Source organism: Rhizobium sp. 9140 (genome assembly GCF_900067135.1).
Taxonomy (GTDB): domain Bacteria; phylum Pseudomonadota; class Alphaproteobacteria; order Rhizobiales; family Rhizobiaceae; genus Ferranicluibacter.
This window is the reverse complement of the sequence record NZ_FJUR01000001.1, coordinates 3328437-3347468: the sequence shown is the minus strand read 5'-3', so window position 1 is coordinate 3347468 and position 19032 is coordinate 3328437. Positions and strand designations below refer to the sequence as shown.

The 19032-nt window shown below is 63.8% G+C and carries 15 protein-coding genes; 5 read left to right on the top strand and 10 right to left on the bottom strand.

The window, feature by feature from the left end; genetic code table 11:
* The first annotated feature begins 65 nt into the window (after positions 1–65).
* From GA0004734_RS15695 to GA0004734_RS15685, 3 genes are all read left to right on the top strand, one after another.
* Complete coding sequence (locus GA0004734_RS15695) at positions 66–1160, top strand: methionine ABC transporter ATP-binding protein (protein WP_245292438.1); 1095 nt, start codon at positions 66–68, stop codon at positions 1158–1160.
* Positions 1141–1794, top strand: coding sequence for a methionine ABC transporter permease (locus tag GA0004734_RS15690; RefSeq protein ID WP_092935166.1), 654 nt, complete (start codon positions 1141–1143; stop codon positions 1792–1794). The genes GA0004734_RS15695 and GA0004734_RS15690 overlap by 20 nt, the downstream gene beginning before the upstream one ends.
* 65 nt (positions 1795–1859) lie before the next feature.
* Complete coding sequence (locus tag GA0004734_RS15685) at positions 1860–3188, top strand: LLM class flavin-dependent oxidoreductase (protein ID WP_092935164.1); 1329 nt, start codon at positions 1860–1862, stop codon at positions 3186–3188.
* A 15-nt stretch (positions 3189–3203) separates the two neighbouring features.
* Here the strand turns inward: GA0004734_RS15685 and GA0004734_RS15680 are convergent, their stop codons facing one another.
* The 9 genes from GA0004734_RS15680 to GA0004734_RS15640 all read right to left on the bottom strand — a co-directional run bounded on the left by GA0004734_RS15680 (position 3204) and on the right by GA0004734_RS15640 (position 14367).
* Positions 3204–4736 carry a cation:proton antiporter gene (locus GA0004734_RS15680; RefSeq protein WP_092935162.1) on the bottom strand — a complete coding sequence of 511 codons (1533 nt, stop codon included), beginning with the start codon at positions 4734–4736 and terminating at the stop codon, positions 3204–3206.
* A gap of 221 nt (positions 4737–4957) precedes the next feature.
* Positions 4958–6061: an extracellular catalytic domain type 1 short-chain-length polyhydroxyalkanoate depolymerase gene (locus GA0004734_RS15675; RefSeq protein ID WP_092935160.1), complete on the bottom strand. Its 1104-nt coding sequence runs from the start codon at positions 6059–6061 to the stop codon at positions 4958–4960.
* Between the two features lie 117 nt (positions 6062–6178).
* Complete coding sequence (locus GA0004734_RS15670) at positions 6179–7333, bottom strand: amidohydrolase (RefSeq protein ID WP_092935158.1); 1155 nt, start codon at positions 7331–7333, stop codon at positions 6179–6181.
* 233 nt (positions 7334–7566) lie between these two features.
* Positions 7567–8013 (bottom strand): Cu(I)-responsive transcriptional regulator, encoded by a 447-nt coding sequence (gene cueR / locus GA0004734_RS15665; RefSeq protein WP_092935156.1) that lies wholly within the window; start codon positions 8011–8013, stop codon positions 7567–7569.
* Positions 8010–10520 carry a heavy metal translocating P-type ATPase gene (locus GA0004734_RS15660; protein ID WP_092935154.1) on the bottom strand — a complete coding sequence of 837 codons (2511 nt, stop codon included), beginning with the start codon at positions 10518–10520 and terminating at the stop codon, positions 8010–8012. The genes cueR and GA0004734_RS15660 overlap by 4 nt, the downstream gene beginning before the upstream one ends.
* Before the next feature lie 140 nt (positions 10521–10660).
* Positions 10661–10867, bottom strand: coding sequence for a heavy-metal-associated domain-containing protein (locus GA0004734_RS15655; RefSeq protein ID WP_092935152.1), 207 nt, complete (start codon positions 10865–10867; stop codon positions 10661–10663).
* A 182-nt stretch (positions 10868–11049) separates the two neighbouring features.
* Positions 11050–12597: a sulfate adenylyltransferase subunit CysN gene (cysN, locus tag GA0004734_RS15650; RefSeq protein WP_092935150.1), complete on the bottom strand. Its 1548-nt coding sequence runs from the start codon at positions 12595–12597 to the stop codon at positions 11050–11052.
* Entirely contained in the window at positions 12597–13550 is a 954-nt protein-coding gene (gene cysD / locus GA0004734_RS15645; RefSeq protein ID WP_092935148.1) for a sulfate adenylyltransferase subunit CysD, read from the bottom strand. Before cysD ends, cysN begins: the two co-directional genes overlap by 1 nt.
* Before the next feature lie 46 nt (positions 13551–13596).
* Positions 13597–14367 carry a phosphoadenylyl-sulfate reductase gene (locus GA0004734_RS15640; RefSeq protein ID WP_092935146.1) on the bottom strand — a complete coding sequence of 257 codons (771 nt, stop codon included), beginning with the start codon at positions 14365–14367 and terminating at the stop codon, positions 13597–13599.
* Positions 14368–14803: 436 nt separating this feature from the next.
* Here GA0004734_RS15640 and GA0004734_RS15635 point away from each other — a divergent pair, with 436 nt between their 5' ends.
* Together GA0004734_RS15635 and GA0004734_RS15630 are read left to right on the top strand one after the other, a co-directional pair.
* Complete coding sequence (locus GA0004734_RS15635; protein ID WP_092935144.1) at positions 14804–15886, top strand: acyltransferase family protein; 1083 nt, start codon at positions 14804–14806, stop codon at positions 15884–15886.
* Between the two features lie 224 nt (positions 15887–16110).
* Positions 16111–17184 (top strand): helix-turn-helix transcriptional regulator, encoded by a 1074-nt coding sequence (locus GA0004734_RS15630; protein ID WP_092935142.1) that lies wholly within the window; start codon positions 16111–16113, stop codon positions 17182–17184.
* A gap of 15 nt (positions 17185–17199) precedes the next feature.
* Here the strand turns inward: GA0004734_RS15630 and betA are convergent, their stop codons facing one another.
* Positions 17200–18858 carry a choline dehydrogenase gene (gene betA, locus GA0004734_RS15625; protein WP_092935140.1) on the bottom strand — a complete coding sequence of 553 codons (1659 nt, stop codon included), beginning with the start codon at positions 18856–18858 and terminating at the stop codon, positions 17200–17202.
* Between the last annotated feature and the right edge of the window lie 174 nt (positions 18859–19032).

Here is a 19032-nt window from a genome sequence, read left to right as displayed (position 1 = left end):
AGGAGACGGCTCGCGGCCCCGGCTGCCGCGAGCCGTTCGCCGTTGCGGCGGGGAAGGACGTGAGAATGACAATGACTGCCAGCGCAATCGCCACGAGCGCCGTGGCTGACGCCGACCGCTCGGAGACGTCAGGTGTGGCGGATGTGCCGGTCGTGCGGCTCGATGGCGTCTTCCGTCATTTTGGCGAGACGGCGGCGCTGGACGGCATTTCGCTTTCGGTCCGCAAGGGTGAGGTCCTCGGCATCATCGGTCGCAGCGGCGCGGGCAAGTCGACGCTGATCCGCTGCCTGAACGGATTGGAGCGTCCCGATCGAGGGACGATCGAGATCGAAGGCCGCGACATTACGGGACTGTCCGAAGCCGAACTCCAGCCCGTGCGCCGCCGCATCGGCATGATCTTCCAGCACTTCAATCTGCTCTCGGCCAAGACCGTCGCCGAAAACGTCATGCTGCCGCTGAAGATCGAGGGCATGCCTCGGGCAGAACGGCGCAGACGCGCGGCGGAGCTGCTCGATCTCGTCGGGCTTTCGGCCAAGGCCGATGCCTATCCCTCGGCCCTCTCCGGCGGGCAGAAGCAGCGCGTCGGCATCGCCCGGGCGCTGGCGGCCCGCCCTGCGCTGCTGCTCTCCGACGAAGCGACGTCCGCACTCGATCCGGAAACGACGGCCTCGATCCTCGCGCTCCTGAAGGACATCAACACGCGCCTCGGCTTGACCATCCTTCTCATCACGCATGAGATGGAGGTCGTGCGAGGCATTGCAGACCGTGTGGCGGTCATCGATGCCGGCAGAATCGTCGAGGACGGGCCGGTCTGGTCCGTATTTTCGGATCCGAAGGCCGAGACCACGAAGAGCCTGCTCGGTGCCATCCGTCCCAGGCTGCCACCCGCCATCGGCGCAGAGCTTGCGGCGAGAGGCGAGATGGTTCTCACCGTCGATCTGGTCGGCCCGGAGGCGGCGACGCTGCTTCCCGCGCTGTCCATCGAACTCGGTGCGCCGGTTCGGCTGGTGCATGGCGGTATCGATCATATCCAGGGGCAGGCGGTCGGCCGCTTCTTCATCACACTTCCTGCCGGTGGCTCGCTGTCGCAGGCAATCGCTTTCCTGACGCGCCACGGCGCCCATGTGGAGACCACGGGTCATGTCGCCGATCATGTTTGATCTTCTGATGCGGTCTCTCTGGGAGACCGTATTGATGACGCTCGCCTCCGGCATCATCTCGCTGGTCGCCGGCCTGCCGCTCGGTCTTGCCCTCGTGATGACCGGCAAGGGCGGCATTTCGGAGAACCTGTGGGTCAACCGCCTGCTCGGCGCCGTCGTCAACGGCTTCCGCTCGGTGCCGTTCATCATTCTCCTCGTGGCGCTGATCCCCGTCACGCGCCTGATCGTCGGCAGCTCCATCGGCACCTGGGCGGCCATCGTGCCGCTGTCCATCGCCGCCACGCCCTATTATGCGCGCATCGCGGAGGTGTCGCTGCGCGAGGTGGATCGCGGGCTGATCGAGGCGGTGCGTTCCATGGGCGGCAATCGCTGGACGATCGTGCGCGAGGTGCTGCTGCCCGAAGCGCTGCCGGGCATCGTCGCCGGCTTTACCGTGACGCTCGTCACGCTGATCGGCGCTTCGGCCATGGCGGGCGCCATCGGTGCCGGGGGGCTCGGCGATCTCGCCATCCGCTACGGCTATCAGCGCTTCGAGACGACGGTTATGGTCGCGGTGGTCGTTGTGCTCATCGTGCTCGTCTGCGCGATCCAGTGGCTCGGCGACCGGCTGGTCGAGCGTCTGGACCATCGCTGACTCTCTCGTCGTTTTCGCTTCAAGGCCCGTGATCAGGTCACCGGGCGAACTCCAAGGAAGAGCCCATGTCCAAGCAGATGCATCTCGGCGCCTTCATGCGGCCTGTCAGCCTCCACACCGGCGCCTGGCGTTATCCCGGGTCCGCACCGGACGCAAATTTCAGCTTCAGGCATCTGAAGCACTTCGCCCAGACGCTGGAAGCGGCGAAGTTCGATGCCTTCTTCATGGCGGATCATCTGGCCGTGCTCAACATGCCGGTGGAGGCGTTGAAACGCAGCCATACGGTGACGTCATTCGAGCCCTTCACGCTGCTCTCGGCGCTGGCTGCCGTCACCGAGCGGATCGGCCTCGTTGCCACGGCCTCCACCACGTTCGATGCGCCCTATCATATCGCCCGGCGCTTCGCCTCGCTCGATCATATCAGCGATGGCCGGGCCGGCTGGAACATCGTCACCACCTCGAACCCCGATGCCGCGCTCAATTTCGGCTTGGACGAGCATGTGGAGCATGGCGAACGCTATCACCGGGCGCGCGAATTCTTCGATGTGGTCACCGGCCTCTGGGACAGTTTCGCGGATGACGCCTTCCTGCGCGATCAGGAGAGCGGACTGTTCTTCGATCCCGAACGCATGCATGTGCTCGACCATCACGGGCCGAGCCTCGACGTGCGCGGCCCGCTCAACATCGCCCGTCCGCCGCAGGGCTGGCCCGTCATCGTGCAGGCGGGGCAATCCGAGCCCGGCCGCCAGCTTGCCGCGGAAACGGCGGAGGTCATCTTCGCGGCGCCGCGCGATCTCGCCGGCGGGCAGGAGCTTTTCGCCGACATCAAGGGGCGGCTTCAAGCGCTCGGCCGGTCGCGGGACCATCTGAAGATCCTGCCGGCGGCCTTCATCGTCATCGGCGACACGATCGAGGAGGCGAGGGCCAAGCGCGCGCTGCTCGACAGTCTGGTGCATTTCGAAAGCGGCATCGCCTCCCTCTCCATCGCGCTCGGTCTCGATGCCTCGGGCTTCGATCTCGACGCCCCGCTGCCGCGCGACCTTCCCGAAACGAATGCCAGCAAGACGGGCCGCCAGCAGGTGTTGCGGCTTGCCGAGACCGAGATGCTGACCGTGCGGCAGCTGGCGCAGCGCTATGGCGGCTATTCCGGCCTTGCCTTTGTCGGCACACCGGAAAGCGTGGCCGACGAAATGGAGACATGGATCGATACGGAAGGATCGGATGGGTTTAACGTGGTCTTTCCCTACCTGCCGCAAGGGCTCGATGACGTGGCGCATCGGCTCGTTCCGGAACTCCAGCGGCGCGGCCGGTTCCGCAAGGAATATGATGGCACGACGCTACGCGACCATCTCGGCCTGCCACGGCCCGACAACAGGTTCTTTCCGACCGGCTGATCGGCGGCAGGACGGTCACGTTTCTTCTATGCGCCGCTGGTCATCGGGGAGAACGGCGAGTTCGCGCCAGTCGATCTCTTCGAGGAGCATATTGTACTCGTCGACATTCAGCCGGTTTCCGGTTCGCAGCCGCTCCAGCGCCTTGCGCTGGGCGTCGATCGCTTCCAGCGCCAGCGCGCGGTAGGTCTGCAACGCGTCGGCACCCTCGGTATCGGCCAGTGCCGCCCTTTCGATGGCGAACTTGTTGCGCACGAGTTCGGCTTCCGCTCCCGTCCGGTTGCCGATTCTGTCGAGCCCGGCCGATGCGATTTCCAGGCGGAAACCGGTCATGTCGCGGGCGCCCTGTTCGCGCTGGTCTAGGCGGAGCAGCCGGATGAGCGGCGCGAGCGTCAGCCCCTGAAGGACAAGGGTCGCGAGGACGACGGCGAAGGCGGCCAGCAGCACGAGATCCCTTTGAGGGAAATCGGCGGGTAGCGCGAAGGCCGTTGCCAGCGTAACAAGGCCGCGCATGCCGCACCATGCCGCAAGAACCGATTGGCGCACATTCGTCTGTTCCTCGCCGCTCAGGAGAGCATTGCGGACGCGGTTGAAGCCGATGCAGATGACGAAACGAACCACGATGACGGTCATGACGACGGCGGCGATGAAGCCGGACGCGTGGATCAATCTCTCGGTCGTCATGTTCCCGATGATATCGCGCACCTGCATGCCCATGAGCAGAAAGGCCATGACGTTGAGCACGAAGACGACGGCGCTCCAGACGGCATAGGACTGGACGCGCATGCGGGCAGAGGATCGGCTGGTGTTGCTGGCCGCAATCGTCATGGCGAAGGCGACGATGGCCAGCACCGCTGACAGGCCGAGATGTTCGGCGACGATCCAGAGCAGGAATGTCTGTACGAATTGCAAGAGGTTGCCGCCAAGCGTTCCCGCGACATAACCGGTGACACGCGAGGAAACCCAGGCCGTGGCCATGCCCAGCAGGATGCCACCCGGCGCGGCGATGGCGAAATGAAGGGCGACCGTCGGTCCGAGCCCGCCAGATGTCTGCACGGAAAGCGCCGCGCCGAAGATCAGCAGGGCGGCCGCGTCGTTGAAAAGGCTCTCGCCGCGCAGGACCGCGTCCGTGCTGCGGGGAATGGACATGCCAGAGAGAACGGCGGTTGCCGCTGCTGCATCCGGCGGCGCAACAATAGCGCCCAGCACCAGCGCGGCGGCGATCGGCAGGCCGGCATAGGACCAGCCGATGAAGGCGACGGCTGCGGCGGTTGCCACGACACCGCCGACGGCAAAGACGATCAGCGCCGCCCAGTAGCGCCGCGCGGTGTTGACCGGAAAGTCGAAGGCGGCATCCATGAGCGCCGGCGCGATAAACAGCGCAAGCGCGGTTTCCGGCTCCAGCGCGATATAGGGAACGCCCGGAACGAGCGCCGCCGCAACGCCGGCCATGGCCAGCATGGACGGATAGGGTACCGCGAGCCTTCGCGACACCTGTAAAAGGGCGATGGCGACGAGAAGGAGGACGAGGAGGCTCTCGAAGAAATTCATCGGTCTTGCATCCCCCTCATCGACCTTCCCCTTCTCCTCCGTGCCAAGGCCATATGCCGAGCATGACGGCAGGGTGGCGTTGCTCAGCGCCAGAACAATGCCATTAGGAGGCAATCAGGCGGAAGCCCTATCAGCTCGACTTTGCCTCAGCCGGCCACATCGGTCCAGAGGCGTATGGCGGGAATGGAGATTGGCGCGGGGCTTTCTAAAATTGGGGACGCTTACTTCATGAGGCCGGCGGCGCGGAGCGCGTTCTCGATGACATCCTTGACGCTTTCGGGTTTGCCCGAAGAGGAAGCAGAGGCTTGCGAAGAGGTGTTGTATCCGGCTGTCCCTGCCTCGACCTTTGCAGAACGCGTCTTCTTCTCGAAGGAGGGGATGATGCCCCAGTTGCGGGCGATGTGGACCGTAGAGGAAATACCGGCATCCAGCATGTAGGGGGCTGCTTCGCCGTAACCGCTCTGCGGATCGAGCGGCGTGCCATGGCCCAAGCCGCGCACGAGAAAGAGGTCCAGCACTTCGCGCCCGGCGCCGTCCACCCAGATGTGCCGTTCCTGACCATCGACGGTTTCGACCCGTTCCGGACGTGCAACGACACCGAGCGCGCCGCGCCATTGATCGATGAGCGCCCCGGCATTGGTGTCGGCAACCGTGCTGTCGGCCGTACCCTGCCAGATCGAGACGGTCGGCCAGGGGCCTTTGTGCGGGGATGCCGCGGAAAGCAGGGCTTGCAGCTTGTCCGCATCCGGCAGGCCATGGCCGCGCATGCGGTCGAAGGCTTCGGGAACGCTGCCGGCAACGCCGTGCGGCAGGCCCGCGATGATGGCGCCGCCCGCAAAGATTTCAGGATAGGCGGCGAGCAGCGAATTCGCCATGGCACCGCCCGCCGATAGCCCGGTCACGTAGACCCGGCGCGGATCGACCCCGTGATCCGCTATCATCGTGGCGATCATCTCGCGGATCGACAGGACCTCGCCGGATCCGCGCGTCACATCGGGTTTTGCAAACCAGTTGAAGCAGAGATTGCCGTTATTGGCGCGGCTCTGTTCGGGGAAGAGGACGGCGAAGCCGTAATCCTCCGCGAGCGCCGACCAGCCGGAGCCGCGATCGTAGCCGGCGGCATTCTGGGTGCAGCCGTGCAGCACGACGACCAGCGGCGGCGCGCCTTTCGTCTTTTCGGGCATGCTGTACCAGCCTGCGAGCGCGCCGGGATTGCTGCCGACGATCTCCAGTGGCCGCAGGGAGGCGGACCCGGAGGGCCGAAGACCTTCGGGCCGGGTTTTCAAGCGTGCCAGACGCTCGATCGTATCGGATAGTTTTCGCATGGGCCGTCTCCAGGCTCTGGGCCGGACCCGGAAAGGCAGGGTGGCGCATGGTGCAGTGCACAACAGATGGGATGCCATCATGGCGAGACAAGGGCGACGACAGATCCAAGATGGAATTTACGACAGTTCTAATACATTATCGATGACGCGAAGGAAGATGCGTGCGCCGCGCTCGATCAGCACATCCGGAAAATCATAGTCGGGATTGTGCAGCGCCGGATGCGCCTCGCCGCTGCCGAGGAACAGCATGGCCGATGGACCGCAGGCGGCGAAGCGGCCGAAATCCTCCGAAGCCCGCATGGGGAGAACCGTCGCGTCATGGCCGATGCCCTCGTCGCTCAGCGCCTGCCGCAGATGGGCGACCGCTTCGGGGGCGTTCTCGCAATGATGGAAAATGTCCTCGTAATGGTAGGAGAGAACCAGCCGCTCCTGCGCCGCCGTCTGCGAGATCAGGGCTTCGGCAAGGGCGCAGAGATCGGCCATGCCGGCATCGGTCAGGGTCCGCAGTGTCGCCCACACTTCTGCCCGCCCGGGCGCAATGCCGAACGCGGGTTCGCCGAGCACGGCATGGGTGAGCGTCACCATGGCGAAGTCCGCTGACGGGAAGATCCCCCGGCCGAGGTCCGTCAATTGCGGCATCAGGCGGGAGACGGCCCGCATGGGGGAGAGGCCGGTCTCGGGCATGGAGGCGTGCGCCGTCTTGCCGTCGAGAAGGATGCGCAGGCCGCGCGAGGCGCAGTTGACCGGGCCGGAGGCGAGCGCGACATGGCCGAGCGGCAGGCCGGGCAGGTTGTGCAGCGAGAAGGACAGATCCGGCCTGATCCCCGCGAAGGCGGGATCTGCGATGACGGCGGCTGCGCCCGCGCCGGTTTCCTCGGCCGGCTGGAACATCAGCACGACCCGTCCGCGTGCCGGGCGCCGACGGGCAAGGCCGCGACCGAGCGCCGCAATGATCGCCATATGCCCGTCATGCCCGCAGAGGTGGCCCTTGCCGGAGATTTCGGAGCGATGCGCGGCATCGGAGATTTCGGGGATCGGCAGGGCGTCGAGTTCGCAACGGAAGAGCAGCGTCGGCCCGGGTGCCGCGCCGGCAAACACCGCCGCCACGCCGTATCCGCCAAGGCCCGTGAAGATGCGATCGGGCTTCAGCGCCGCCAGATGCGCCTCGACCCGCGCGGCCGTTTCCCGCTCCTCGCCGGAAACTTCCGGATGGCGGTGCAGGTCGTGCCGAAACGCCACGAGATCGACCAGATCCTTCTCCGTCAGAAACATGCATGTCCTCCCGCTTGACGCCAGACCATCTTACTGTGTGCGCATCGCAGCACAATGCTGAGGCATACCGGCGCTCTGGAGCCTTTCCGCATTATCCGACGCCGGAGCGATTCCGCTCCGGCTGGAAATACTCTAGAGTTTGTCAGGGATAAGTGGAATCCGGTTATCCCGAAGAGACAAACGACCACTGGGGAAGCCAGAGTCTGGCTGGTTCAGAATGAACCTGACAGAGTCTACCCGATGTTCGCGATGCCGAAGCGGGAGGAGACCTCCGGCATATCCGTCTCGGGCGGCGCATCGGCGAAGTCGTCGAGGATCGGGCAGTCCGGGCGGTCGTCGCCGTGGCAGTTGCTGGCGAGATGGCGCAACGTTGCCGTCATCGCGGCGATGGCGGCGGCCTTGCGATCGAGTTCGGCGATGTGCTCAAGCGCGATGGCCTTCACGTCGCTGCTGGCTCGACCGCGATCCTGCCAGAGCGCCAGCAGGGTCTTCATCTGCTCGACCGAAAAGCCGAGATCGCGGGCGCGGCGGATGAAGCGCAGCGTGTGAATGTCGGCGTCTTCATAGGTCCGGTACTGTGCCTCGCTGCGGTGCGCCGGGGCGATCAGACCGATCTGCTCGTAGTAGCGGATCATCTTGGTGGAGACGCCGGAGGCCTTGGAGGCTTCGCCGATATTCATGATGGCGTCCTTTCCGGTTGGATTGCGGGTGAGAAGCGGCGCAGGCGCAGGGCATTGCCGAGAACGAAAACGCTGGAGAGACTCATGGCGCCGGCGGCAAGGACCGGGGACAGCAGCATGCCGTTGACGGGATAGAGAATGCCTGCGGCAACCGGCACGAGGCTGACATTATAGGCAAAGGCCCAGAACAGATTCTGGCGGATGTTGCGGATCGTCGCCGTGCTGATTGCGATGGCACGCGGCACGCCGGCGAGATCGCCCGACATCAGCACGACATCGGCACTTTCCATGGCGATGTCGGTTCCGGTGCCCAGGGCAATGCCGATATCGGCTTCCGACAAGGCGGGCGCATCGTTGATGCCGTCGCCGACGAAAGCGACACGGGCGTTTCGACGCAACGCCTTTACCGCATCGACCTTGCCGCCGGGCAGCACGTCTGCGACCACCTCGTCGATGCCGAGCGAGCGGGCAACGGCATGGGCGGTGCGGCTGTTGTCGCCGGTGATCATTGCGACCTTGAGGCCGCTGGCTTTCAGGGCCGCAATCGCCGACGCGCTGTTGGCCTTGACCGGATCGGACACGGCGATCATGGCTGCGAGCCTGCCGTCGATCGCGGCATAGAGCGGCGATTTGCCGGCATCGCCAAGCTCGGCTGCCTGCGTGGCAAGCGCGGAAACGTCGATGCCGTCGTCGCGCATGGCGCGGTTCGAACCGACCAAGACGACTTCTCCGTCGATGATGCCCTTGACGCCGGAGCCGGGAAGGGCCGCGACATCGGTAACGTTCATCAGGGTCAGCCCCTCACGCTCGGCCGCCGAGACGATGGCGGCGGCAATCGGATGCTCGGACCGCGCCTCGAGGCTTGCGACGCGCCGCAGCACATCGGCCCGCTCAAAGTCCCGCATCAGCACCAAGTCGGTCAGCTCCGGCTTGCCTTGCGTCAGCGTTCCCGTCTTGTCGAAGGCGACGACATCGACATCGCGCAGACCCTGCAGGGCGTCGCCCCTGCGGAAAAGGATGCCGAGTTCGGCGGCGCGCCCGGTGCCGACCATGATTGAGGTCGGTGTCGCCAGCCCCATGGCGCAAGGGCAGGCGATGATGAGGACGGCGACGGCGTTGATCGTCGCATGGGCGAGCGACGGCGTCGGCCCGAGGATCAGCCATGCCGCGAAGGTCAGCAGCGCGGCGGCAAGCACCGCAGGCACGAAGCGGGCGGTGATGCGGTCCACCGCCGCCTGAATGGGCAGCTTTGCCCCTTGCGCCGTCTCGACCATGCGGATGATCTGCGACAGCAGCGTGTCCGCTCCGGTCTTCGTCACCACGAAGGTGAAGGTGCCTGTGCCGTTGATCGTGCCGCCGACGACGGGCGCGCCTTCGGAGACAGCCACGGGCAGGGGCTCGCCCGTCATCATCGACTGATCGACCAGCGAGCGACCCTCCGTGACCTCGCCATCGACGGGGATTTTTTCGCCCGGGCGGATCAGCACGCGGTCGCCGCGCTTCACGGCGCTGACGGGAACCTCCACCACGCCCTCTGCCCGGATCACGCGCGCTGTCCGCGCCTGAAGGCCCATCAGCCGGCGGATCGCCTGACCGGTGCGGCCTTTCGCGCGGGCTTCCAGCATCCGGCCGAGCAGGATGAGCGTGACGATGACGGCGGCGGCTTCGAAATAGACGTTGTCGGTGCCCGGCGGCAGTATCGATGGGAGGAAGGTGGCCATGAGCGAATAGGACCAGGCCGCCATCGTGCCGAGCACGACCAGCGCGTTCATATCGGGCGCCAGCCGCAGCAGGTTTGGCACACCCTTGCGGAAGAAGGTGAGGCCGGGTCCGAAAAGAACCAGTGTCGCGAGCGCGAATTGCAGGCGGCGGCTCAGGTCCAGCCCGAGCGTCGCCATCACCCAGTGGTGGATGGCAGGCACGAGATGCGAGCCCATTTCGAGGAGGACGAGCGGCAAAGTGAGCGCAGCGGCGATGGCAAAGGCGCGGGCGAGCCGTGCGGCCTCGCGCGATTGGCGGTCGCCCGTTTCGTCGGCATCGGTCGCCATCCGATCTGCGGTCTGTGGACGCACGGCATAGCCTGCCTTTATCACGGAGGCTTCGATGGCGGCGATGTCGGCTCCCTCGATCAGCCTGACGGTCGCCGTTTCCGTTGCCAGATTGACGCTGGCCTCCTGCACGCCGGGCGCCGCCGACAGCGCCTTCTCCACACGCCCGACGCAGGATGCGCAGCTCATGCCCTCAATGGCAATCGCGTGGGTGGCAAGCCTTGGCGTATAGCCGGAGGCTTTAATCGCCTCGGCCATTCTGTTCGGCTCAAGGCCTGGGTCATGCGTCACGGTTGCCCGCTCGGTCGCGAGGTTGACGCTGGCGCCGATCACGCCCGGCACGGCGGCCAAGGCCTTCTCGACGCGTGCCACGCAGGCTGCGCAGCTCATGCCGTCGATGGCGAGCGTCGTCGTTTTCGAGGCGGTCAGAGGTGGTTGAAGCGGGGTATGGGCCGTCATGGGAACTATCCCTTCTGTCATCTGCCGATATAGGTAGTCCTTCCCATCATGGGAAGGTCAAGGGGCAGGATGGACATATCGCGGTGATCGACGGCGGTCGTCTTTTGCTGCCCGGCAACCCACCGATCAGCGGCACAGCATCAAAGGCATGTGCGGAGAGCGGGCGTGTATCCGGCCGCCTTGATGGCGCCGGCGATCTCTTCGGCTCTTGCGGCTGTTTCCACATCCGCTGTCTTTGCCGTGAGGTCGATGCCGACGCCGGCTTTGCCATCGACGCTGCGAATCGCTTTTTCCACCGTGCTCTTGCAGTGGGCGCAGGTCATATCGGGTATATCGAACGCAATCATGGGGACGTCTCCTTTCAGAAGCGTCCCCATGATAGGGCTTCCAACGATTGGAAGGTCAAGGCTTACCTTTTGGCTTTCCTCGGCATCAAAGTTTGTCAGGTTCATTCCGAACCTGCCAGACTCTGGATTCGCCTGTGGCCGTTTGTCAGGGATAACCGGATTCCGCTTATCCCTGACAAACTCTAGCCGTCGAGTTCGTCCAGCAGGTCCTGTGCGCGGGCAGCCGTGACGCGGCGGACTTCCAGTTCGTCACGATGGCCTGCAACGAGGTCGCTTGCGAGGATCCGGTCCGCGAGATCGGCGGGCAGGGAGAGGAGGACGCGGGTTTCCTCGGTATGGATGCCGCCCAGCGAAGAGCGCTTGCCCGTGATCATGCCGCCGGCCACCGTGTTGTTGGTGTCGGGGTCGATCAGGATGAAGGCGCCGGTCGTGCGGTTCTGCTCGTAGGCATCGAACATCGCCTGTTCGTCGAAGGCCAGATGCACCTTGCCGATGGCATTCATGGAGAGTGCCTCGGACGGCCCCCATTTGCCGCTCTTCAGGTCCAGCTGGCTGACCGGTTCGACGCTGACGCGCTGGCGGCGGGAGCCGCTTTTCAGCCAGTAGCGCTTGTTCGGCTGGATGCCGTCCGGTTGCAGGGCAACGATCTGCGCATCGAAGGCGACGCCGGTCTGGGGCTGGCTGTCGATGGCGACGATCATGTCGCCGCGCGAAACGTCCACCTGACGGTCGAGCACGAGCGTGATCGCGTCGCCGGCGACGGCCGCGTTGCGCACGAGGTCGAAGGTGACGATCTTGGTGACGTTGGCGACCATGCCCGAGGGCAGGATGACGACACTGTCGCCGGGCTTGACCGAGCCGCCGGCAACGGTGCCCTGATAGCCGCGGAAGCTTTCGCCCGGACGGGACACGCGCTGGACCGGAAGGCGGAAGCCGGTCGTCTGGCCGGAGCGGACAGTTGCCAGCTCCAGAACCTCGACCAGCGTCGGGCCGTCATACCAGGGCATGGAGGCGCTGCCGTCATAGACGACATTCTCGCCCTTCAGCGCAGACACCGGGATGGCCGTCACCTGACGCACGCCGAGCGACAGAGCGAGTTCGCGGAAATCATGGCTGATCGCGTCGAAGCGGGCGCGATCGTAGCCGGTCAGGTCGATCTTGTTGACCGCGAGCACGAACTGGCGAATGCCCATCAGCGTGGCGATGGTGGCATGGCGGCGCGTCTGTTCGAGCAGACCGACGCGGGCATCGACCAGCAGGATGGCGAGATCGGCCGTGGAGGCGCCAGTCGCCATGTTGCGGGTGTACTGCTCATGGCCGGGGGTATCGGCAACGATGAAGGAACGGTTCTCGGTCGCGAAATAGCGATAGGCGACATCGATCGTGATGCCCTGTTCGCGCTCGGCCTGGAGACCGTCGAGCAGCAGCGCGAAGTCCGGCAGGCCGAGATCGTTCTGCTTGCCGCTCGAATCGCGGGCGAGCGTTGCCGCCTGATCTTCCTTGACAGCCTTGGTGTCCCAGAGCAGCCGGCCGATCAGCGTCGACTTGCCGTCATCGACACTGCCGCAGGTGATGAGGCGCAGGGGACGGCTGTCGCGCGGCGCGCGTGCTTCAGACCCGGTGAAGGCAGTGACGTTGCCGCCGGAGACCTTGGTTTCCCCCAGGGCGTCACCCGTGCGGGCGGCGCTCTGGAGGGTGCCCTGGGTACCTGTAGAAGCGGAAACGGTCATCAGAAATATCCTTCGCGTTTTTTCTTCTCCATCGAACCGGACTGGTCCCGATCGATGGCGCGGCCCTGACGTTCGGAGACGGTCGCGGTCTCGAGTTCTGTGATGATGTCGTCGAGCGTGGTCGCGCTGGACCGGATCGCGCCGGTCAACGGGAAACAGCCGAGCGTGCGGAAACGGATCCGCTCCTGACGCCTGGCTTCGCCGGGCAGAAGCTCCAGCCGCGGATCTTCCGCAAGAATCATCATGCCGTCGCGCTCGACCACGGGACGTTCCGCCGCGAAGTACAAAGGCACGATCGGAATTTCCTCGGCCTGGATGTAGCGCCAGATATCGACCTCGGTCCAGTTCGACAGCGGGAATGCGCGCACGCTCTCGCCCTTGCGGATCATGCCGTTATAGACGTTCCAGAGTTCCGGGCGCTGGTTGCGGGGGTCCCAGCGGTGGTCGGGCGTGCGGAAGGAGTAGATCCGCTCCTTGGCGCGGCTGGCTTCCTCGTCGCGCCGGGCGCCGCCGAAGGCCGCGTCAAAGCCGCCGGCGTCCAGCGCCTGGCGCAGAGCCTCGGTCTTCATAATGTCGGTGTAGAGCGCCGAGCCATGGGTGAACGGCGTGACGTTCTCCGCCGCACCGCGCGGGTTCATGTGTTCGATCAGATCGAGGTCGTAGCGTTTAACGATCTCGTCGCGGAAGGCGATCATCTCGGCGAACTTCCAGCCGGTGTTCACATGCAGCAGCGGAAACGGTACGCGGCCAGGGTAGAAGGCCTTGCGCGCAAGGTGCAGGAGAACGGCACTGTCCTTGCCGACGGAATACAGCATGACGGGCTTTTCGAACTCGCCGGCCACTTCGCGGAAGATGTGGATGGCTTCGTTCTCAAGCGCCTTGAGATGCGGATCGAGCGGCGGACGGGCGCTCTGCGGATTGTGAAGTTCCGTTTCCGGAAGCGTCAGGGACATCGGGTCGTCTCCAGTCTCGTTCGGGCGGGGGCAGGCGGGGCGCGCGTCAGGCGGCGCTACCGGCCATGACCTTTTTCGTGTCGGGTATGGGCTGCGAAGCGGCTTCCGCCACGTGCAGCCCGCATTCGCGGGTTTCGTCGTTCTCCCACCACCAGCGTCCGGCGCGCTCCGGCTCGCCGGGCTTGATGGCCCGCGTACAGGGCTCGCAGCCGATCGAGGGATAACCGCGGGCGTGCAGTGGATTGACGGGGATCGCCTCGGCCACGACATATGCGCGGATCGTGTCGATATCCCAATCCGCCAGCGGATTGATCTTGATCAGGCCTCGCTCGAGATCGGCTTCGGCGAAGGGCGTATCGGCACGGTTGCCGGACTGACCGCGGCGCAGGCCGGTGATCCAGTAGGTGGCGCCCGCGAGCGCCCGCGCGAGCGGCTTCACCTTGCGAACGCCGCAACATGCGTGACGTGCCTCGATGCTTTCGTAGAAGCCGTTCAGGCCATAGCGCGCGGCATAGGCGTCTATATCGGCCTGCTCGGGATGAAAGCGCTTGATGAGGATGCCATAGGTCGCCTCGGTCGTGTCGATCAACGCGACGGTCTCGTTGAACAGGCGGCCGGTTTCGAGCGTGGACACCGCGATGTCGAGCTTCGCCGTGCCGATGGCCGCTGTGATGACCTGATCCTCGATGCCGAGGCTGGTGGTGAACACGGCACGCCCGTCGAGAGACGCGACCAGCGCCAGTCTCTCGCCGAGGGTGAGACATTCCAGCTGCCGGGCCAGCGCCGCAGCAGTTGTTTCAAGGGACGTGGATGTCATGGGTTATCCTGTATGGTTGCCGCCTTTATCGCAGCCTTCGGTGATCAAAGACAGAAAAACGGATTTCAAATGGCTGGGGATCGGAGCAAATATCACTCCGATGCGGTAAAATCGGAAAAAATCGGCCGTGACCGGTTGTCACACGGCACCCGTAAGGTCTGAGACCACATCGCCGTTCTTCATGACGGCCCCTGGAGCTCCTGTCACCGCGTCCTGCTCCGCGCAGGTCGTCCATACGAAAACGGCGGCGATCTTCCTTTTTAGAATAATCTAAATTTACTCAACGGTTCTCACCCGAATGGGGGAGGCGTGGGAGCGGAGCGGCGATTTAAGATCGCACGACATCCGTCTTCCGAATGTCAGTTTCGATGGAAGCATGAGCTGCCGTTAAATTTTCTCGGACGGCTTTTTATAGATCCCGCGTGAGGAATTTTAAATGAAATTGAAAAGTATTCAGGCAGTAAGAGCCATAGCCTGCTTATCTGTCGTCATTTATCACCTCTTCGCGTTGAGCAAGGACTATGCTGGCGGAGCGTTTTACCAGCCATTCCTTGCGATTGGCAAAGGCGGCGTCGATATCTTTTTCGTCGTGAGTGGCGTGGTAATGGTCGTCACTTCCTATGCCCGGTTCGGCGCCGATGGGAGCGCACGAGACTTTGCCATTGCGAGAATAGCCCGCATATATCCTCCATACTGGTTCTTGACGATCCTCCTGACGCTATACTGGCTGTACAACCCTGGTGGCGTGAACGCCGATCACGGTGGCGTCGACCTCTTCGCGTCCTATACCTTGCTTCCGTCCCATGCGCTTCCGCTGGTTCCCGTTGCATGGACGCTGTCCTACGAGATGATGTTCTATGTCGTGTTTTTTTCTTTGATGATACTTATACCCATCAAACGGCTTCCGGTCGCGCTTCTGGCGTGGGGCCTGCTGGTGACGATCGGAAATCTTCTCCTGAGCGGATTCCAGGTCGACAATCTCTATCTGAGCTTCATCGCAAATCTCTATGTCTTGGAGTTTATCGCCGGCTGCTTCATCGGTCTCGCCTACAAGACGGGACGCCTCAAAGCCGGGGCAATCCCGCTTATTGCCGCACTCATCTGGTTTTCCACCAGTGCTGTCCTGCTACAGATCAACGAGATCCTCGATGGTTTCCGTGGCTGGTCGCGCGTAGCATTCTACTCTGTTCCTTCCGTGCTCTTCGTCTACGGATTGCTTGCACTTGAGGTAACAGGCGTTTGGACCAGGATACCCAACTGGCTCGTTTCTGCCGGCAATGCTTCCTATTCTCTCTACTTGACGCATATCCTTTTCATTCATGTGGCATATCGGGTAGCTTTCAAATCCGTCTTCGCCAGCAACGGTTTTATCTTCCTTCCGTTCTGCATGATTGCCTCTTTCGTGGTTGGTGGTGTGTTCTATAGGTTGATCGAAATACCGACCACCGGTTTCGCAAGAGAAATGCTCTCGCGTTTACTCGCACAAAAGTCTGTACGGCCGCGTGTCGTATCGCCTTAGCACCGCTGTTCGCAAACAATAGTTCCGACGTGCCTTGAGATGTTTACAGGGCTAAAGAACACTGTATCGTTATCGATCACGACACTCCGAGCAAGTGTGATGACATCGTGGCAGGCATAACGTGCTTGAACGGCATACCCCGCCTTTCCTGGGTGGCGCCGGCTTGTCATCGAAAGACTACCAGATGTCATGCTGACCTGACGATTTAACGGTTAAGGGGCTGAATGACCATCATCAGCGGGATCTACGAAGCGGCCATGCTGCCGGAATACTGGCCGACGGCTCTGCAGTCGGCGGCAGATCACCTGGCCGTCGAAGGCTGTACGCTGATCACCATCGATACGTCTCCCCGTTGGGCGGCATCGACCCGGATGGAGACGCAATGCCGGAGTTACATGAAAAGCGAGTGGCATGGGAAAAATGAGCCGCTCCACCGGCTTCTGAAGAAACGGTTATACGGGTTCATTCGCGAGATCGACATTTTCAGTCGCGAGGAAATCGACAATCTGCCTATTATCAGAGATTACAAGCGGCCGGGTGGCTTCGGCTGGAGTGCTGCCATGGCGGCGCCCATGCCCGGCGGCGAGATGCTGCTCTTTTCCGTCGAGCAATTGTGGGATCGGGGGCCTATCCCCGATGGCACCATGGCGGAACTGGAACTGTTGCGCCCGCATATCTCACGCGCTGCCCTGCTGGCGGCAAAGCTGCAGCATCAGCGCGACGAAGTCGCCGTCCATAGCCTCGGCCTTATCGGCGTGGCGGCAGCTATCGTTACCTTGAAGGGCGTCGTCAGTGCTGCCAATGATCGCTTTCTGTCGCATGGCGAGAGATTGTCGATTTCGGCCTACAACCGACTGCGGATCGGCTTCGCTCCGGCCGCGAAACGGACGGAGGACGCCCTTGCCCGGCTGTCGGCCAATGCGCCGGAGGCCGCGCTGATGTCGATCGCGGTGCCGGGCGAAGAGGACGAGGCTCCGCTCGTCCTGCATATCCTGCCGGTCCAAGGCCAAGCCCGCGACATTTTCGGGGCAGCGACTGCGCTCATCGTGGCCACTTCCGCAGATAGGGGAACGAGACCGTCGGCTTCGCTGATCCGGGCACTTTTCGATCTGACGCCTGCCGAGGCCCGCGTCGCCGAAGCGATCGTTGCTGGCCGGGAGGAACCCCGTGCCCTGCAAGCGCTGGGGATGGGCTCGGAGACGGTGCGGACACACGTCAAGTCGATCTTCCGAAAGACCGGGTTGAACAGTCGGCTCGATCTCGTGCGACTTCTCAGTACGATCGGATTGCCAGGCTGAACGACGCCATATCGGTTACGTGCGCTGGCCGCCCGTTTCTGCGCGCGGGTTCACCCATGGCGCCTGGTTGGAACGCGGCAGGGGCTGCTTGCCGAGAATATGGTCCGCGGCCTTTTCTCCGGTCATGATGGAGGGGCCGTTGAGGTTGCCGTAGGTAACGTGCGGGAAGATGGAGCTGTCGGCGACGCGCAGGCCCTCGACGCCGATCACGCGCGTTTCCGGGTCCACGACTGTCATCGGATCGTTCGCGTCGCCCATGCGGCAGGTGCCGCAGGGATGATAGGCGCTCTCCAGATGCGCGCGCAGGAAGGCGTCGATATCCTCGTCGCTGGTGACGGTCTCGCCCGGCTGGATCTCCGGTCCGCGATAGGTGTCGAATGCCGGCTGCCGGAAGATCTCGCGGGTGAGGCGGACGCAGTGCCGAAACTTCTCCCAGTCTTCCGGATGGCTCATATAGTTGAAGCGGATGACGGGATCCGCTTTCGGATCGGAGGAGCGCAGGGTCACCGCCCCGCGCGATTTCGACAGGTTGTAGCCGACATGCACCTGAAAGCCATGGCTTTTGGCCGCCGCCTTGCCATCGTAAGAGATGGCGACGGGCAGGAAGTGATACTGGATATCGGGTTGTTTCAACCCCGGTGCGGACCGCAGGAAGGCGCAGGCCTCGAACTGGTTGGAGCTGCCGAGCCCCGTTCGCGTCATCAGCCATTGCGCACCGGCCACACCCTGCCAGAACCAGGGCAGCCAGGAATAGAGCGAGACCGGCTTGGTGGAGACCTGCTGGAAGTAGAACTCCATATGGTCCTGAAGGTTGGCGCCGACGCCGGGGCGGTCGGCCTTGACCTCGATGCCCAGTGACCGGAGATGCGCGCCCGGGCCGATGCCGGAGAGCATCAGCAGCTTCGGCGAATTGAACGACGAGGCCGAGACGACGACCTCGCGCTTCGCCCTGACGATCTCCACCGCGCCGCCACGCTCGATCTCCACGCCGGTGGCGCGACCGTTCTCGATGACGATGCGGCGTGCCAGCCCATGGACCAGCGAGACGTTGTCCCGCTTCAGGGCCGGACGGAGATAGGCATTGGCGGCCGACCAGCGGCGTCCGTTGTGAATCGTCTGCTCCATCAGGCCGAAGCCTTCCTGCTTGGAGCCGTTATAATCCTCCGTCATTTCGAAGCCGGCTTCGCTACCGGCCTTGATGAAGGCGTGGAAGAGGGGGTTCTTGACCGGTCCGCGCCGCACGTGAAGCGGGCCGTCATTGCCCCGCCATCCCGCTTCGCCGCCATGGGAATGCTCCATCCGCTTGAAGTAGGGCAGCACGTCGGCGTAAGCCCATCCGCGTGCGCCGAGCGCCTCCCAGCGATTGAAGTCCTCGGAATGGCCGCGCACATAGACCAGCCCGTTGATCGAGGACGAACCGCCGATCACCTTGCCGCGCGGCGCGCTGATGCGGCGATTGTCAAGGTTCGGCTCGGGTTCCGTGGAATACCCCCAATTGTATCGCTTCATGCTCATGGGCCAGGCGAGCGCCGCCGGCATCTGGATGAACGGCCCGATATCCGACCCGCCGGCCTCAATGACGATCACCGTGTTTTTGCCGTCTTCGGACAGGCGATAGGCGAGCGCGGAACCGGCGGAGCCGGAGCCGATGATGACGAAATCTGCTTCTGTCATGTTGCTGGCTCCATCAGAAGTTTATTATATAGCTTGGGGTTGCGAGGCGATTGAAAGCTCTGCTGGGGTACTGTATCGTTTGGTCATGACGCGTCGCTTATTCCAAGCAGGCCGAAAGTTATCTCAAGCGCGTTCAGCCCCGACGGCGAAAGGCGATCGTCGAGAAGATCGAGG

Coding starts and splice junctions, on each gene's coding strand:
- GA0004734_RS15695 (WP_245292438.1), top strand. CDS start 66: ATGACAATGACTGCCAGCGCAATCGCCACGAGCGCCGTGGCTGACGCC.
- GA0004734_RS15690 (WP_092935166.1), top strand. CDS start 1,141: ATGTCGCCGATCATGTTTGATCTTCTGATGCGGTCTCTCTGGGAGACC.
- GA0004734_RS15685 (WP_092935164.1), top strand. CDS start 1,860: ATGTCCAAGCAGATGCATCTCGGCGCCTTCATGCGGCCTGTCAGCCTC.
- GA0004734_RS15680 (WP_092935162.1), bottom strand. CDS start 4,736: ATGAATTTCTTCGAGAGCCTCCTCGTCCTCCTTCTCGTCGCCATCGCC.
- GA0004734_RS15675 (WP_092935160.1), bottom strand. CDS start 6,061: ATGCGAAAACTATCCGATACGATCGAGCGTCTGGCACGCTTGAAAACC.
- GA0004734_RS15670 (WP_092935158.1), bottom strand. CDS start 7,333: ATGTTTCTGACGGAGAAGGATCTGGTCGATCTCGTGGCGTTTCGGCAC.
- cueR (WP_092935156.1), bottom strand. CDS start 8,013: ATGAATATCGGCGAAGCCTCCAAGGCCTCCGGCGTCTCCACCAAGATG.
- GA0004734_RS15660 (WP_092935154.1), bottom strand. CDS start 10,520: ATGACGGCCCATACCCCGCTTCAACCACCTCTGACCGCCTCGAAAACG.
- GA0004734_RS15655 (WP_092935152.1), bottom strand. CDS start 10,867: ATGATTGCGTTCGATATACCCGATATGACCTGCGCCCACTGCAAGAGC.
- cysN (WP_092935150.1), bottom strand. CDS start 12,597: ATGACCGTTTCCGCTTCTACAGGTACCCAGGGCACCCTCCAGAGCGCC.
- cysD (WP_092935148.1), bottom strand. CDS start 13,550: ATGTCCCTGACGCTTCCGGAAACGGAACTTCACAATCCGCAGAGCGCC.
- GA0004734_RS15640 (WP_092935146.1), bottom strand. CDS start 14,367: ATGACATCCACGTCCCTTGAAACAACTGCTGCGGCGCTGGCCCGGCAG.
- GA0004734_RS15635 (WP_092935144.1), top strand. CDS start 14,804: ATGAAATTGAAAAGTATTCAGGCAGTAAGAGCCATAGCCTGCTTATCT.
- GA0004734_RS15630 (WP_092935142.1), top strand. CDS start 16,111: ATGACCATCATCAGCGGGATCTACGAAGCGGCCATGCTGCCGGAATAC.
- betA (WP_092935140.1), bottom strand. CDS start 18,858: ATGACAGAAGCAGATTTCGTCATCATCGGCTCCGGCTCCGCCGGTTCC.